17 protein-coding genes are annotated in these 16,606 nt (G+C 35.9%); all 17 read right to left on the bottom strand.

The annotated features are described in order from the left end of the window. Positions 1–48: 48 nt before the first annotated feature. On the bottom strand, positions 49–999 hold the full coding sequence (locus BHU72_RS07350) for a diguanylate cyclase (RefSeq protein ID WP_218076112.1): 951 nt from the start codon (positions 997–999) through the stop codon (positions 49–51). Between the two features lie 265 nt (positions 1,000–1,264). Continuing rightward, on the bottom strand, positions 1,265–1,507 hold the full coding sequence (locus tag BHU72_RS07345; protein WP_069701963.1) for a hypothetical protein: 243 nt from the start codon (positions 1,505–1,507) through the stop codon (positions 1,265–1,267). A 158-nt stretch (positions 1,508–1,665) separates the two neighbouring features. Continuing rightward, positions 1,666–3,984 (bottom strand): molybdopterin oxidoreductase family protein, encoded by a 2,319-nt coding sequence (locus BHU72_RS07340; protein WP_069701962.1) that lies wholly within the window; start codon positions 3,982–3,984, stop codon positions 1,666–1,668. Positions 3,985–4,150: 166 nt separating this feature from the next. After that, positions 4,151–4,705, bottom strand: a complete 555-nt coding sequence (locus BHU72_RS07335; RefSeq protein WP_083248313.1) for a 4Fe-4S dicluster domain-containing protein — start codon at positions 4,703–4,705, stop codon at positions 4,151–4,153. Beyond that, positions 4,695–4,952 (bottom strand): chaperone NapD, encoded by a 258-nt coding sequence (locus BHU72_RS07330; RefSeq protein ID WP_069701961.1) that lies wholly within the window; start codon positions 4,950–4,952, stop codon positions 4,695–4,697. The genes BHU72_RS07335 and BHU72_RS07330 overlap by 11 nt, the downstream gene beginning before the upstream one ends. Before the next feature lie 50 nt (positions 4,953–5,002). Further along, positions 5,003–5,848 carry a 4Fe-4S binding protein gene (locus BHU72_RS07325; RefSeq protein ID WP_069701960.1) on the bottom strand — a complete coding sequence of 282 codons (846 nt, stop codon included), beginning with the start codon at positions 5,846–5,848 and terminating at the stop codon, positions 5,003–5,005. Between the two features lie 11 nt (positions 5,849–5,859). After that, on the bottom strand, positions 5,860–6,396 hold the full coding sequence (locus BHU72_RS07320; protein WP_245671869.1) for a 4Fe-4S dicluster domain-containing protein: 537 nt from the start codon (positions 6,394–6,396) through the stop codon (positions 5,860–5,862). Positions 6,397–6,704: 308 nt separating this feature from the next. Then, positions 6,705–7,799: a phosphodiester glycosidase family protein gene (locus BHU72_RS07315; protein ID WP_069701959.1), complete on the bottom strand. Its 1,095-nt coding sequence runs from the start codon at positions 7,797–7,799 to the stop codon at positions 6,705–6,707. Then, complete coding sequence (locus BHU72_RS07310; protein ID WP_069701958.1) at positions 7,780–8,256, bottom strand: coiled-coil domain-containing protein; 477 nt, start codon at positions 8,254–8,256, stop codon at positions 7,780–7,782. Before BHU72_RS07310 ends, BHU72_RS07315 begins: the two co-directional genes overlap by 20 nt. Before the next feature lie 131 nt (positions 8,257–8,387). Next, positions 8,388–8,552 carry a hypothetical protein gene (locus BHU72_RS15855; RefSeq protein ID WP_176720428.1) on the bottom strand — a complete coding sequence of 55 codons (165 nt, stop codon included), beginning with the start codon at positions 8,550–8,552 and terminating at the stop codon, positions 8,388–8,390. A 337-nt stretch (positions 8,553–8,889) separates the two neighbouring features. Continuing rightward, the gene (locus tag BHU72_RS07305) at positions 8,890–10,563 is read right to left on the bottom strand and encodes a ribonuclease J (protein WP_069702048.1); all 1,674 of its coding nucleotides are present in this window, start codon (positions 10,561–10,563) and stop codon (positions 8,890–8,892) included. Between the two features lie 138 nt (positions 10,564–10,701). Then, complete coding sequence (locus BHU72_RS07300; RefSeq protein WP_069701957.1) at positions 10,702–11,688, bottom strand: arsenic resistance protein; 987 nt, start codon at positions 11,686–11,688, stop codon at positions 10,702–10,704. Between the two features lie 86 nt (positions 11,689–11,774). Continuing rightward, complete coding sequence (dapA, locus tag BHU72_RS07295; RefSeq protein WP_069701956.1) at positions 11,775–12,638, bottom strand: 4-hydroxy-tetrahydrodipicolinate synthase; 864 nt, start codon at positions 12,636–12,638, stop codon at positions 11,775–11,777. A 22-nt stretch (positions 12,639–12,660) separates the two neighbouring features. Further along, positions 12,661–13,875: an aspartate kinase gene (dapG, locus tag BHU72_RS07290; protein WP_069701955.1), complete on the bottom strand. Its 1,215-nt coding sequence runs from the start codon at positions 13,873–13,875 to the stop codon at positions 12,661–12,663. 23 nt (positions 13,876–13,898) lie between these two features. Then, positions 13,899–14,954, bottom strand: coding sequence for an aspartate-semialdehyde dehydrogenase (locus BHU72_RS07285; protein ID WP_069701954.1), 1,056 nt, complete (start codon positions 14,952–14,954; stop codon positions 13,899–13,901). Between the two features lie 73 nt (positions 14,955–15,027). Continuing rightward, positions 15,028–15,633, bottom strand: coding sequence for a dipicolinate synthase subunit B (locus BHU72_RS07280; protein ID WP_069701953.1), 606 nt, complete (start codon positions 15,631–15,633; stop codon positions 15,028–15,030). After that, positions 15,633–16,532 (bottom strand): dipicolinate synthase subunit DpsA, encoded by a 900-nt coding sequence (gene dpsA / locus BHU72_RS07275; protein ID WP_069701952.1) that lies wholly within the window; start codon positions 16,530–16,532, stop codon positions 15,633–15,635. Before dpsA ends, BHU72_RS07280 begins: the two co-directional genes overlap by 1 nt. Between the last annotated feature and the right edge of the window lie 74 nt (positions 16,533–16,606).

Raw genomic sequence — 16,606 nt, 5'->3', positions numbered from 1 at the left:
ATTGTCTAAGCTTTTTTATATTACTACTTATATTCTCAAAATACGGTTCTATTCATAAACGGATACCCTGTTTCTTCCGTTTCTTTTCGCATGGTATAGTGCTTTATCAACTTCTGATAATATTTTCTCTTTCGTATAACTATGGTTTTTTGTCGTAGCTACGCCAATACTAATTGTAACATACGAACTAACCTTTGATTTACTATGCGGTATTTCTTTTTCCTCAACTTTCTGTCTAGCAATCGATGCAATATTTTCTGCACCTAAAACATCAGTGTCTGGCAATATAATGATAAACTCTTCTCCACCGTAGCGAGCCACAACATCTCCAGGCCTCTTTCCTACTTCCTTTAATACATTGGCAATTTCCTTTAAGCATTCATCCCCTTGTTGATGTCCATAGGTATCATTATATTCTTTGAAAAAATCTATATCAATCATCACAACTGACAATTGCGTTTTTTTGCGAACAGCACGTTTTAGCTCCGTTAAGAGTGCTTCATCAAATCTCCTACGATTTGCTACACCTGTCAATCCATCAATGGATGAAAGCTCTTGTAGCAATTTATTAACTTCTTCTAATTCACGTTCTCTAGCTTTTCTTTTATCAATCTCATATTTGAGATGCAAAGCAGCTCTAACTCGAGCTAATAGTTCAAGTGTATTAAAAGGTTTCGTAATATAATCATTAGCCCCTGCTTCAAAAGCGGCCTCTAATGTCGCTATGTCCGTTTTCCCTGTAACCATAATAATTGGTACATCCTGCATACCATCAATATCTCTGACCATTTTACAAGCCTGCACGCCTTCTATATCTGGCATAATTCCATCCATAAGAATTAAGTCGATTTGTTGATTCTTTGTAATATGTTTCTTATTTATGTTCTGGTGAATATAGGCAATCGCTTCCCTTGCAGATGAAGCCATAACTAAATTCTTATAACCTTTCTCTTTTAACAAATCATGAATTAATACCCTTACTAAAACTGAATCATCCACAATAAGAATACTGATGCCAATCACCCCTTTATAAATATACTAGATATATTTACTACTATTATATAAGATTCTAAAGAATTAATATATCAAAATATTTTCATAATCTAAAGTGAGATACAAGGTTTTTCTTTGTTCAATTGCTTCTTAAACTATACACACTTTTTTATATGAATAAATATATGTATGAATATCGAAAGAAGCCGCATCAACGGCTTCTTTCATAAGAATATCAGTTTATAATGTAATATTTTGTCCTTCGATGGTTTTATGATTCGCGAAATGGTTTATGGCACAGTAAGCAATTATTTTGTTTCATTTTATGAGGTGGAACGTTTGGCGAATGGCAAGTTAAACAAGACTCTTTCCCTAATGTATCATGGGGTATTAACTTTGCTTGATTTTCTACTTCATTTTGTTTTGCCTCATCTGCAGTACCACATCCGACTAATAGAGCAATCAAAATAAAAGATAACAAAATGATAGTTATTCGTGTTTTTTTTATAGTCATTTTTCTCCCCCTCTAATCCTATAATAACTATCTACTTACTATAGAATAACATAAATAATTTCAGTAGTTAATATCTAAAAAAGAAAAAGCAAACAAGTAGAAGGGGTTCCTTGTTTGCTAAATAATAAAATCATTATATCTATAGAAAGTGTATTTAATTAGATCTTTTGGATTTTACAGATGGATACTTTATATTCTGGTTGTGCCGAAGCAGCATCAACAGCGTCACTTACAACAATGTTTGTAAGTGTTTCCACATTTGGATCGTGGAAGTTCATATATAATAGTCCTGGTTGTGGTGTTCCACGACCATGTAAGCTTACTTTAGAAATTAACTGACCGCGTGGAGATGTGACTCTTACTTTATCTCCATCTTTTAGTCCTAAGGACTCGGCATCTTTAGGGTTCATTTCTACGAACCAACCCTCACCTGCAGTTTGTACTTCAACAATTTTATTTAACTGTTCTACAGTGCCAGTCATTGTCATTGTATGCCATTGTTCCAATAGTCTACCTGTAGTTAAATACATTGGGTACTCCGCGTTTACTGTTTCTGCAGGTGGTAAATGTGGTCTAAAGAAAATAACTGCTTTTCCATCTGGCTTACCATAGAACTTAATCTTTTCTTCTGCCTTTACATACGGATCCCACGGTGCTGCATAACGGATAGAACCTTCTGTCCCCATTCCATCTCCGACTACTGGCCATCTAACTCCACGCTCTTTACGTAAGCGTTCCAAAGGTGCAACATCATAACCAGTACCTACTGTACATCTTCTATATTCTGCAAAAATATCATCAATCGAATTATACTTGAAGTAATCTCCATAACCCATACGTTTCGCTACTTCTAATAATGCCCATACATCTGGTTTTGTTTCCCCTGGTGCATCAATAGCCTTTGCCATGTGTTGTGTTCTTCTCTCTGCATTGCCGTAAAGTCCTTCTTTCTCGCACCATACTGCAGCAGGTAGAATAACATCTGCAAGTTCACTTGTTCTCGTCGGATGAAAACCTTCTGAAACTACTAGGAAGCACTTTTCCATACCTGCACGATATTTATTAACATTCGGTAACGAGTGCCCTGGATTTGTAGCCATAACCCACATACCCTTAATATCCCCGTCAACCGTACCTTGAAACATTCTCATGAGAGGTCTACCAGGTGTAGGCTTAATAGTTCCTTCAGCAATTCCCCAAATAGTTTCAATTTCTTTACGATGTTGTGCATTGGCAATCATTCTATGACCAGGTAATAGGTGCGCTAATGCTCCAACTTCACGCACACTGCCACAAGCAGATGGTTGGCCGGTTAAAGAGAATGAAGTAGAACCAGGACGACAGATTTTACCCGTAATTAAATGCAGGTTATGAATTACGTTGTTCGTGTGCGTTCCACGGATTCTTTGGTTCACACCCATGCACCATAACGAAATTGTTTCTTTACTCTTTTCTGCGAACATCCGAGCAACTTCATAAATTTGCTCTGCTTTTACACCTGTAGTTGCTTCTACTAATTCAGGCTTGAATTGTTGTAGGAATTCTACATATTGATTCCAATCACGCTTTTCATCTTTACCATCTACTGTTTGTGCAAAGTTAGTATAGCTATCAATAAAGTTACGATCTACTAGATTCTCATTTACAATTACATACGCCATACTATTTAATAGTGCAATGTCTGCACCTGGCTTAAATATTAACTTTTTATCAGCAACTTGAGTTGTACGAGTTTCACGTGGGTCACATACAATAATCTTCACATGTGGGTTCTTGTTTCGTCTTTCTATAATTCTTGCCCATAAGATTGGGTGAGCTTCTGCAGCATTCGATCCGATAAAGAAGAATACATCCGCCTTTTCAAAGTCATCGTATGTTCCCATTGGCTCATCTTTACCAAATGTTTGATTAAAGCCAGCTACAGCACTCGCCATACATGTTCTTGGGTTGCCGTCAACGTTATTGGTACCAATAAAGCCCTTAAATAATTTATTATAAACATAAGATTCGTCCATACTTGCTTGCCCTGAACCATAGAACGCTAGAGCATCAGATCCATGAGTGGTTTTAATCTCTGTAAATTTTGTAACAATTAAATTTAATGCCTCTTCCCATGATGCTTCTTCAAACTTACCATTCTTCTTAATTAAAGGCTTAGTTATACGAGTTTTCGCATATAATACATTTGCCAAAAAGTAAGCTTTTACACATAACATACCTTTGTTTACCGTGTTGTCAGGATCGCCTTTTACTGCAACTGCTTTCCCTTGTTTTGTCCCAACTAGCAGACCACAACCTGTTCCGCAATAACGACACACTGTTTTGTGCCAAGCATCTGCATCAGCACCTGTTTGAGCTGGTTGGCCTGGTTGAGATTGTGCCGGGGTTTCTTCCTCTAAGCTACAACCTCCAATTGCTGATAATGCAGCAGCAGACGCAGCAGCTACTAAAACTTGCTTTCTAGTAAAACGTAACATTAAAGAACTCCTCCTTAATATAATGATTGAAAAACTATAAAAATAGTTTTCAAAGTCTAACTTTCAAAAAGTGTCATTTGTCACTTAATTCTCTTGTACTTTTCATATTATCATCAAATTTTAATTCCGTATGTGATGGCTATCACCAAAAATAAAATATTTGTAATTAATTTTTAGGTTGTATAAAGATTGCTGTTGGCTGTTGAAAACATTGAATCATACAAGCTCCACAGCCTCTACATAATTCTTCTATAATATCTGGGTACCGATTATCTTTAAGTTTTATCGCTTTATTTTTGCAACTATGAACACAGTTATTGCAAATTGCTCCTTGCCACGCTAAACATTTATATTGATGAATGTGAGCATTGCCAATCACTAATTCTGTATCTTCAGGATGCAATAACGCGCCTGATCTGCAAACTTTAATACACTCTAAACAAAAATCACAAGATTGATTCTTGTATTGTATATAAGGTGTCCCTAAACCTATCCCTTTTTCTTGATCTAATATTTCAATACATCCCTTTTGACAGCTAACTTGACATTTTCCACAACGTAAACATGTAGAGATAAATTCTAACTCATCTATCGCACCAGGTGGTCTAAGGAATTTACTCTTCTTATTAATCCCTGCTGTTTTTCCTATATAACCAAGCATTTCACCCAAGAACCCTTTTACAAGTTTTCGACGGGAAAAAGCGTGTTCATTAGCAATCACGAGAAATATCCTCATCAATGTCTTCTGAATTTACATATACCGGGAAAACACCGATAATATCTTCTTGATTATCTTGCCATCGTTGTGTTAATTTCTCTAATTCTTGTGCATGATTAGCCTCAACGACAATGGCTAAATTGCCATCCGTTGATCCTTCTACAGTGACATTGGGGAAGCCTTTCAAATATTCTGCTAATGGCTCTTCTTTTCCAGACACTACTTTTACTACGATACCAGCTATAATCATTTTAATCACCTTTCCTAACGTTATTTAAATTAACTTTTCCACATAATTAATTAAGCTTGTTTCGATGGAGCATCATAAATATTTGTAATACTAGTTTTTCTAGGTAAACGAATTGTAAAGGTTAACGCAGTACTTGGACAATTTCCAATACAATCTCCACAATTTGTACAATCACTGGAAATTAAGTACGCATTTCCAGACATAATTGCTGGTCGTAACACTTCTGGACCAACCTTACAAATCACTTGATAACAAGCACCACATTGAGTACAATGGTTTGTATCAATATTCAAAGACAGGACTCGAACTTTCCCTAGCAATGAATAGAGTGCACCCAAGGGACAGATTCTATTACACCAACTATTTGCTCCAAACAGCCAATTTAAGACTATAACGGCAATGATTAGTAATATCTCTATTCCTATCCCATACAACCACATTCTCATAAATATAGACATGGGAGAGAAAATCTCAAAGACTGGCATTGACGATAATAGCGCTAGAGACAAGGTGACCGATAGCACGGTGTATTTCATTGACTTACTAATATCCCCTGTTGCCTTTATTCTAATAGGGATCTTAACTAGCCACTGATCTGCAATTTCCAATAATAGTCCGAGTGGACATACCCAACTGCAATACACTCGACCTAATAAAGCGTACACACAAACCACCAGTAAAATAGATACTATAAAACCTGACATCAAGGAGCCAGGTTGAGCTAATGCAATTTGCAGCCCTGCCAATGGATCCGTTAAATGAATTTTGCCAAGGAATAGACCAGAACTAAAAGTCCCCAGAAAGAATGTGAATCCAAAAAGTGGTGAAACAATAATTCCTAAAAATAGTACTCTAATTAGTGTTCTAGGATAATTCCAACGATTGCTTTTTCTCATATGTTTACCTCCTATCCCATAGGGTTGACTTTAATGGCAGGATTATCTTTAACGCAAACATATTCACAGACTCCACAGCCAACACAATTTTCTGGACTTATGACTGGTCTACGGAAATCTGGAAGCTGAATCGCCTTATCGTAAAATGGACAAGACACATAACACATTCTACATTCATCACCTAGCCAAGCATTACAGGTAGTCGTATCTATTTGTGCTAATCCCATCTTTACATTCTGTTTCTCGATAGAGACTAGTGCTTTACTTGGACAAGTTTCAATACAATGAAAGTCTTTACATAAAAAACATGGTTTCTCACGTAAATTTAGATATGGAGTGCCGATTGAAAATCCTTTTTTCCCATCTGCAATATGAATACTATGATACGGACAAACCTGCGAACATTGCCCACAACGAATACATACAGCTAAAAACTCATCCTCAGGTAATGCTCCTGGCGGTCTTACTAATGGTTTTTGCGGCCCTTTAAAAATATTGATTACATAAAACATCAAAAAACCAATAAATATTGCTGGCCATTTTCTCAACGAGGCTCCCCCTTTGAATTATGTATTCCGTAAGCATGCTATAGTTAAAATCGTTACATTAGCAGTATTTATATATTCATAGTAGCACTTATTATAAAAAAAATATGTGACTACCATCACGCAATTTCATATTTCTTTCATAATATTAACCAGGCATTGCTAAACCTCTGCGAAGAGAATTACCTAAGTTTGCAATTATTAATGATCAGCATTCTTTAATTCAGTTCATAAAAAAACTAGCATAAACGGATTGCCGTTCAATGCTAGTTTTCGTATCAATATCAATCATCGAATCATAATAAAACAACTTACGGTTTAATTACTATATTGGTGGTAACTCGTCTTTCTGAACCTCCGGAAGGTTTGTTTAGTACTTTACCATCATAATAAAATGTACTTGAACCGCCACCATCTAAATTATATGCATCACGCACATTAAACTCTAAAAGTTTTGTTTGCGCTTCTTCTAGTGTTACTCCGTCGCTCCAGCCTTGCCTTCTTCCATCAATCACGATGAATAATAAATCCCCATTTTGAAAGTGACCAATCAATGTTCTTGGATGCCTAGCATTGGCCCATTCTTTCGGAATTGGTTGTTTCTCCCCATTTTTTAAAAGTGTAGGAAGAAAACTAGCCCCATGCAGAATCCCCATCTCTTGGATCTTCTCCTTTGATGAAATCTTCCCTCCCACCAGATTCCCAGATTGATTGAAACCTACAAAGCTCAAATCGGACTGTGAAAATGTTAAGACTTCACCATTGATAACCGTGATACCTAAAGGTACAATATTACCGTCTTTCGCGGAGAATCCACCTGCATTAATTGCTAGTAATGCGTTATTGCGCTTAGCTGCTTGACTCGTAGTCTCTCCCTTACTCGCTATTTGATTATTGGCTAAAACCATTTGAATAGCATCAGGGTTTAACAAGCGGACTTTCGCCATATAGCCACGATAACCAGCTTCCTCCAAAGAGTATACCTTTATTGTTGCATTCTTCCCAAACGTTTGGCCTATAGGATCTCCTAAAATTCTTGCTAAGATTTGGTCTAAAACTCCCGAAGTATTTTTATTTTCTTTTTTACTTGTTTCCACTAATACTTCTACGACTGCTCTTTGCTCATCATATTCTTTAATTTCTGCTTGTGCATTATTGCGCATATTCAATAAAATCTCTTTCGTCACATTTGCAGCAACAATAGAATCTGAAGTTAAATCTTTAAACGAATCGAAGTTTTGCTTATTATCAAGTAAAACATCTACAGGGACAGATTGGCCTATTTTTAATTCACCTAAACTGAATACATGTTGCGTATCTTGATGAATAAAACCAACAAGTAAGCCAACAAATGGCGCTAGTAGTAGAATTGCAAATAATTGAATTCTAATATACACGGGCCGCATCCTCCAGTTTCTTCAACTGTTTTCTCAATTCTACTAATTGTCTATCTAATTCAGTCATCCGGTCTGCTAATGCATTCTTTGAATTGTTACTACCAGCTACTGATTGGCCTGTTAATTGTAGTTCTTCCTTAATAATATTAAGTTCTCCATTAATCACTGTTAGTTCTTTGTGTACCTGGGCCATTTCTTCTTTAAATGTGTCAAATTCCTCCTTTATAGAAATTGTCAGCATTTCATTGGATTGTTTGATTTCATTCATCTGATTCAAAAATATTTGATTCCGTGATTCAACGTAACTTTTAGCAGCATACATTCCTCCAAGTACGAGAGCAAGCCAAAATAATACAGTCAACATTATATATGTAATATTTTTTCTATTTTTAGGTTTTTCCCTTTTTGTTGTGTCGTTTACTTGTCCTAATGTACTATAAGAATAATTTGTATCGTAAGAATTCATATTTTCTCCACCCTTCTGTTATTATACTGTGCTTTTCTAAGTATAAGACTTAAAATGGAAAAATCCAACCTTTTTAAATAAAATAAACAGTATTAATGTGAAAAATCCGCCTTCTGTGACGGATTTTTTTATTATCCTTTTCGTTTTCCTAATGTGATTGCATCCACTGGAAGATTAGAAAGATTTATATTTAAATATAAATTGTTTTCGAATATAATTTCTACTCGAATATCTTCATCCTTATTCGTTATCTTATAATCCACTACTTTCTTTCCTTTTAAGTCATCTAGTTTCATAATATCCACTCCCATATAGTGTGTAAAATCTACTGTCATCAATACATTATATGCAATGGATAAATGTTCTAGAACTTAAAAGAGTAGTATCATTTCCCTACTCACAGGTTTCTTGTCCCTCGTTCTCATCGAAGAATGTACTATCCCCTAAACTTTCTACATCAATTTGATCTGCATCAAATTCTTGTTGTACATTTTGTTTTGGGTCCATTGAATGATCACCCACTTTCATTACTTTATATCAAATTTAGATGTTTTCCATATTATGCACTTAGTATACAAAAAGATACGAAAAAAACAGGATGCAATCAGCATCCTGTTTCTGGATTATAAAACTCTATACTTCCATGATAATTGGTAATATCATCGGCTTTCTTCTTGTTCTTTCAAATAAAAACTTACCTAATGAATCCTTAATGTTATTCTTAACTGAAGACCAATCACTCATCTTGTCAGCATTCATGCGAGCTAATGTGTCATTGACAATTTGGTTGGCTTCATCTAACAATTTTTCCGATTCACGCACATATACGAATCCTCTAGAGATAATATCCGGCCCTGATAACACACTGCCGTCCTTTTTACTCAAGGTAACTACGACAACTAATATACCATCTTGTGACAATAGTTTACGGTCTCTAAGAACAATATTACCAACATCACCGACTCCAAGTCCGTCTATTAACACATTACCAGAAGGAACTTTTCCTGCAATTCTTCCAGTACCTTGCGTAAACTCTACAACGTCACCAATCTCCATCTTAATAACGTTCTCTATAGGAATCCCTACATGTTCTGCAATCTTTCCTAATTCGCGCATCATACGATATTCTCCGTGAATCGGAATTACATGCTTAGGCTTCACTAAATTCATCATAAGTTTTAGCTCTTCTTGACTGCCGTGACCTGACACGTGAACGCCAGAAACTGAACGATACGTGACATTGGCACCACATTTAAATAATAAATCAATTGTTTTTGAAACTAATTTCTCATTTCCAGGAATTGGTGTTGCAGCTAATATTACTGTGTCTCCAGGTAATACTTCAACTTTACGATGTGCTCCTCTAGCCATGCGACTAAGAGCAGACATTGGTTCCCCTTGGCTTCCTGTCGATAAAATTACAATCTCATCTGCAGGTAGCTTATCTATTTCATCTATATCAACTAATACGCCGTCTGGTACATGTAAATAGCCTAAATCCATAGCAATTTGAACTACGTTAATCATGCTGCGCCCTACAACTGTTATCTTCCTATGGAACTTCACAGCAGATTCAACGACTTGTTGAATTCTATGGACGTTAGAAGCAAATGTCGCAACAATGATTCTTTGCTTCGAAGATCGGAATGCTTCATCAATTGATAAACCAACACTTCGCTCTGATAGTGTAATTCCAGGACGTTCTGCGTTTGTACTATCCACTAATAACGCTAAAACATTCTTCTGCCCAAGTTCTGCAAGTTTATGATAATTTGTTACCTTACCATCTACTGGCGTTTGGTCAAATTTAAAGTCTCCTGAATGGACTACAATTCCTTCTGGAGTTTGAATTACCAGCCCCACGGAGTCAGGAATACTATGATTTACATGAAACAGTTCAATGTTAAAGTAATTTCCTAACTGAATCGTCGCTGTACTTTTCACTACATTTAACTGGGCTGTTTCTAATAAATGATGTTCTTTCAATTTATTCTCTACAAGACCAATGGTAAGCTTCGTTCCATATATAGGTAAAGACAAATTCTTCAATAAATACGGAACGCCACCAATATGATCTTCATGACCATGAGTAATAACTAGGCCTTTAATCTTATCTTTATTCTCAATCAGATATGTAAAATCTGGAATGACAATATCAATTCCTAACATTTCTTCGTCAGGAAATTTCAATCCAGCATCAACAATGACGATTTCGTCCTTATACTGAAATAAAAACATATTTTTCCCTATTTCCCCTACTCCGCCCAGAGGAATAATGGATAGATTTTCTTGATTACGTGACAATATGACACCTCCATAGAGTATATAAAATATAGAATAACTTTCTGCGTAGTTGATATTTGATTGTTGTATTTTTGGGAAACCGCACCAATCACTTGTGAACATTATACATTAAGTATTTCCCATAGACAAGCTATCAATAACCTAAAAGGTATTGTTAGAATTTTCTGTTATTTTATAATTGCTTTTATCTTTCCATTTTTTATTTTTCACATAATGCCCAAACCATGCTGCAGCTTGTGCTTGGAATATGTATGCAAAGGTAATTACAAAGCCCGTCATGTTGCCAAAGGTTATAATAGCTAGTCCTAGTCCAATGGAAAGATGCCGTATAGCAGTTCCATATATAAAAGCAATTCCATCTAATTTGGTGAATGAATAAAATGCAATAAAAAATGAAATTGAAAATGTTACAATATAAAACGTCAAAAAAGCATAGCTTAGTGATAGGATTTGTACTTTATACAAAAATAAACTGTTGGACTGCATACTAATATTTAGAAATATAATGATAGTTAAAATCCAACTATTAATGTTAGGAAGAAGAAATTTAATTGTACTCTCATAACTTTGCCAATGGAAATATTTCGAGCAAACACTGATAAGATATGAACATAATAACGGCAATAAGACAACAACAACAACTGATTGTAAAATTGACTGTAATGGTACTGCTAATGTGGACCCGGTAAAAACATGTAGATATATTGGCAATAATACTGCACCCATAATAAGACTCAATGTACTAAGTCGAATCGCTAACGCCACGTTTCCACCAGCAAGCATTGTCCAAATAATGCTCATACTACTGGTTGGTAGAGACGCTAGTATAGCGAAGCCTGCTGCAAACTCAGGAGATAAGTTGAAAATTTTAATCACAATCCATGCAACAATCGGTATAAAAACAAAATTTACTATAGATGCTGCTGCAATGATAGGAGTACCTTTTTTATTTATGATTTCTTCCCATGGATAGCCATAAACAGCGGAAAGAACCATAAAAAAAGTAAGGGGAAGAATTGCCGGCTTTACTATGGATGTTTTAAAAAACATTCCTGTAGTAAAACCTAAAACCATTGAAATAGGTATGACAATATGCAACTTTTTAGCAGGTAAGGTTAAAATGTACAATCCTGTTCATCCCCTTTTAAAGGCAAATATTCCGACCCAAAGAAACAACTGATCTATATAGATCAGTTGTTTCTTATTTTATAGCATTATAATAATTTTTCTAAAAATTTAATTTGTTGCTCGTTTGCTTTCACTAGCGGAGGCCTAACATTGCCAACATTCAAAAACTTAAGGTTTAATGATGTTTTCACTGGAACTGGATTGGATGCAATAAACATACCATCAAATATTGGAGATAGCTTTTGATGGATTTCCAATGCTTCATTAGTCTTACCAGATACAAAAGAGTTAATCATAGCTTTAATTTCCTTGCCTACAATGTGGCCAGCAACACTTACAACACCATATCCACCAATCGCAAGTATTGGAAGTGTATTGCTATCGTCACCGCTGTAGACAATAAAATTGCTATCAGTATTAATAATAATTTTATTAATTTGCCCCAAATCCCCGCTCGCTTCTTTTATGCAACATATGTTTTTGATTTTCGATAATTCTATTACCGTATCAGCAACCATGTTCATGGACGTTCTTCCAGGAACATTATATAGCATTACAGGCAATTTGACGGACTCAGCAATTGCTTTAAAATGAAGGTATAATCCTTCCTGGGAAGGCTTATTGTAGTATGGTACAACTAGCATAACACCGTCTACACCAATTTTCTCTGCTGCTTGCGATAGTTCTATAGAATCTTTCGTATTATTGCTTCCAGTACCTGCAATGATTTTTAATCTACCATTGGCATGCGATACTACAGTTTCAAAAAGTTTAATTTTTTCCTGCTTGGTTAGAGTAGGGGATTCTCCTGTAGTCCCAGCAACGACTATTCCATCATTACCTTGTTGAATTAAATGATCAACAAGCGACATTACCTTCTCATAGTCAACCTCTAATTGCTCTGTAAAAGGTGTTACCATGGCTGTAATCAATCTTCCGAAAACCAAAATTAATCCCTCCCATATAAGTGAATTATAAATAGAACGCTTCGTGTAACGCTTGTACTCCCTTTTCCATATCTTGTTCTTTCACTAAAACCCAGATAGTTGTATGTGAATCGACTGATTGTAAGATTCGAATATTTTCTTTAGTTAATACTTCTATGATTTTTGCCATTACACCTGGTACTCCAGCCATAGCGGCACCTACACATGATATTTTTGCACAATTAGTTTCCACTTTTGGGTGAAGCCCTAATGTTTCTAAAACTTTAACTACTTTTCCGCTGTAATCATCGGCTACAGTATAGGCTACTCCACTCATATTAATGTTGATAAAATCTACACTTATCTGATGGTCAGCCATTGCTTTGAAAACTTTCATCTGCCAATCGAATGGACCTTCTTCTAATATAACCTTTATCTGTGTAATATTTGACATCTGCGTAATACCCGTTAGAGCACTGATGTACTGCTGCTTTTGGTCATTTGAATCGAAATACGTTTGATCAGCTACTAAAGTGCCTTCAGTATCTAGAAAAGTGGATCGAATTCTAATCGGTAAGTTAGCACTCATTGCTGCTTCAACAGCTCTAGGGTGAATAACTTTAGCACCTTGATAAGCAAGATTACATATCTCGTGATAGGTTACATAGGAAAGCTTGCGAGCATCTTTCACAATTCTTGGGTCTGCTGTCATGATTCCATCGACATCTGTGAAAATATCGCAATAATCAGCTTTTAGAGCTGCTCCTAAAGCAGTTGCTGTGGTATCACTACCACCACGACCAAGTGTCGTGATGTCCCCAACGTAAGTTGCTCCTTGAAAGCCTGTAACAATCACGATTCGATTTTGATTAAGTTCTGAAAGAATCCTAGAAGTCTCAATTTCAAGAATCTGAGCATTCCCATACTCTTGATTTGTACGGATACCAGCTTGCCCACCTGTAAGTACCGTTGTAGAATGCCCCTTATTCTCAAGCAAATTTGCTAATACGGTGGCAGAAATAATCTCACCACAATGTAATAGTAAGTCCTTCTCACGTTTTGCAACTTTATGATTATCTTCTGATAATAATTGAAGTAATGTATCAGTAGCGTATGGGTCACCTTTGCGACCCATAGCTGATACTACTACAACAACTTGCTTATTTTGATTTTTCGCCTTTTCAATATGACGAATAGCATGTTCTCTAAGTTCTCTGGTGGTCAATGATGAGCCACCGAATTTTTGAACGATGATACTCATGATGATCCCTGCTTATCGTTAATTTATTTTTTGTTCCATACCTCTTCAGTCTTAGTTAAATATTCCGCTATCTGTACCGCATTCCATGCAGCACCTTTCAACAGATTATCAGCAACAACCCACATATTGATACCCTTATCGTTATATAAATCTTTACGTATACGTCCAACAAACACATCTAATTGTCCATCGATTACCGCTGGCATTGGATATTCTTGTTCTTCTAACTGATCCACAACTTGGAGCCCTTTAAAATTAGATAGTGCTGCTACTACTTCATCCATTGTAAACGACTCTTTCGTCTCTACATACACAGATTCTGAATGCCCATTGACTACAGGAATTCTTACAGCTGTCGGAGTAACTTGAATCGAGTCATCTTCGAAAATCTTCATAGTTTCGTTTACCATTTTCATCTCTTCTTTTGTATATCCATTATCTTCGAATACATCAATTTGAGGAATTGCATTAAAAGCAATTGGATAGTGCTTAGGCAATGAACCTACAGGTAAAATTTCTTTAGGGAAATCTGTCTTACCTTCTAAGATTGCTTGTGACTGATTCTTTAATTCTTGAACTGCTTTTACTCCAGAACCAGAAACAGCTTGATATGTTGATACGATAATTCTTTTGATACCCCACTTGTCAAGGATAGGCTTTAATGCGACTACCATCTGAATGGTAGAGCAGTTTGGATTCGCTATAATTCCATTATGATCTTTTGCTCTCTCGATATTTACTTCAGGAACAATCAAAGGTACATTGGCATCCATACGATATGCACTGGTGTTATCAACTACGATAGCACCACTTTTTACTGCTGCTGGTGCTAATGCTTTACTAACTGAACCACCTGCACTAAATAAAGCAATATCAATACCTTTAAAAGCGTCAGTATTAGCTTCTTGTACAGTGACACCTTCGCCTTTAAACATTACTACTTTACCTACTGAATTCTTAGAAGCTAGTAGTCTTAACTCATCGATAGGAAAATTTCTTTCTTCTAAAATTTGTACAATTGCTTGACCTACTGCTCCTGTTGCTCCCACAACAGCGACATTGAACTTTTCTTTTAACATAACCCTCTTGCAACTCCTTTAATTTGTATTTTTATGTTCTATCTTTATTTTAACTAGTAATGATTCTAGTTGATTACTGGCTCTTGTTTTTATTAAATACTTCGATAATGACTGGTTGAATTTGTTTATATTCTAGTGCGAGTTCTATAGTTTGTGCTATTTGTTCCATATCAGCGACCAGTGAGTTCGCTTTATTTATAGGATCGTCTTGACCAAATGGAACCATAAAAATATTTTTTATCGCACATATTCTACCGATATTTGCACCATTCAATCCAAGACCATCATTGGTAGATACAGCAATAATGAGAGGTTTTTGATTACGCAAATGTGCTTTGGCAGCCATAAGAACAGGAGAATCTGTAATGGCGTTTGCTAATTTGCTAATGGTATTTCCAGTACATGGTGCAATTACTAACCCATCTAGAATTTTTTTGGGACCAATAGGTTCAGCACCAACAATCGTTGAAATACATTTCTCATTCGTAATACTTTCAACCTGAGAAATCCAGTCTTTTGATTTCCCAAAGCGTGTATCGGTATTTTTGACACTTTCTGAGATAATAGGAATAATCCTTGCTCCCTCATCAACTAAATTTTGGATAATTGGCATAATTTGAGCAAAAGTACAATGTGATCCCGTCAATGCAAAACCAATTGTTTTTCCAGCAAATTTCATTATATTTCACCCCCAAGCTTACTCTTATGCTCTACTAGCAAGCGTGCTATAGAGTTGGCAATGATTTTGCCAGCAGTTTTAGGGGCTACAATTCCTGGAAGTCCGGGTGCTAACATTGCTTTAATTCCACGTTTATCTGCATAACGGAAATCGGTACCACCAGGCTTAGAAGCTAAGTCAATAATTAAAGCATGTGGTTGTATTTTCACTAGTACAGAAGCGTCTAAAATTGTAGCTGGAACTGTATTAAATATTATGTCTGCCTTCTCAGCAATCAGTGGTAATTCGTCAAGATGAAAACCTTGTAAGCTCATTTCCCTAGCTCTAGCTAGATCCTCAGGTTTGCGGGCACCAAGAAATACATTAGCACCGACGCCTTGTAATGTCCTAGCTAAAGTGATACCTACTCTTCCAAGACCTAAAACTACGGCATTTGAACCGTGAAGAGTAAAATCAGTATTCTGAATTGCCATCAGTATAGCGCCCTCTGCAGTGGGAATTGAATTCAGAATTGCAACTTCATCAAGATTCATTAATTCAATCAAACATCGTTGATTTTCTGTGCAAAATCCAGTTAGCTTCTCATTCGCAATCCCAGTAAAGACAACTACATTTTTATTTGCTTTTTTAAAATGCTCTTCTGTTAATTTCAGTTCTTTGTTTGTAAAACACGAGTCGATTTTTCCATCTTCACGCATACCAGTAACAGGTAATATGATTGCATCCATATCTTGAAAACAATCGGGGGTTATACTTTTTTTAATGGCACCTGAAAATTCATTTTTCAAATTTTCATATCCATACAGTATAATGGAAGCATCTAAATCGGAGCAGTGTTGTATGACCTCAATTTGTCGAGCGTCACCGCCTAAAAAGGCAATCTTGCAACCTGTAAGCATCGATTCTAACCCCTTTCCAACATTGTAAGCGAAAACAAAAAAATATCAAGTGAAATTATTAAATTTGTCTCGCT

The sequence above is a fragment of the Desulfuribacillus stibiiarsenatis genome, assembly GCF_001742305.1.
GTDB lineage: Bacteria > Bacillota > Bacilli > Desulfuribacillales > Desulfuribacillaceae > Desulfuribacillus_A > Desulfuribacillus_A stibiiarsenatis.
This window is presented reverse-complemented; position numbering and strand designations above follow the sequence as displayed.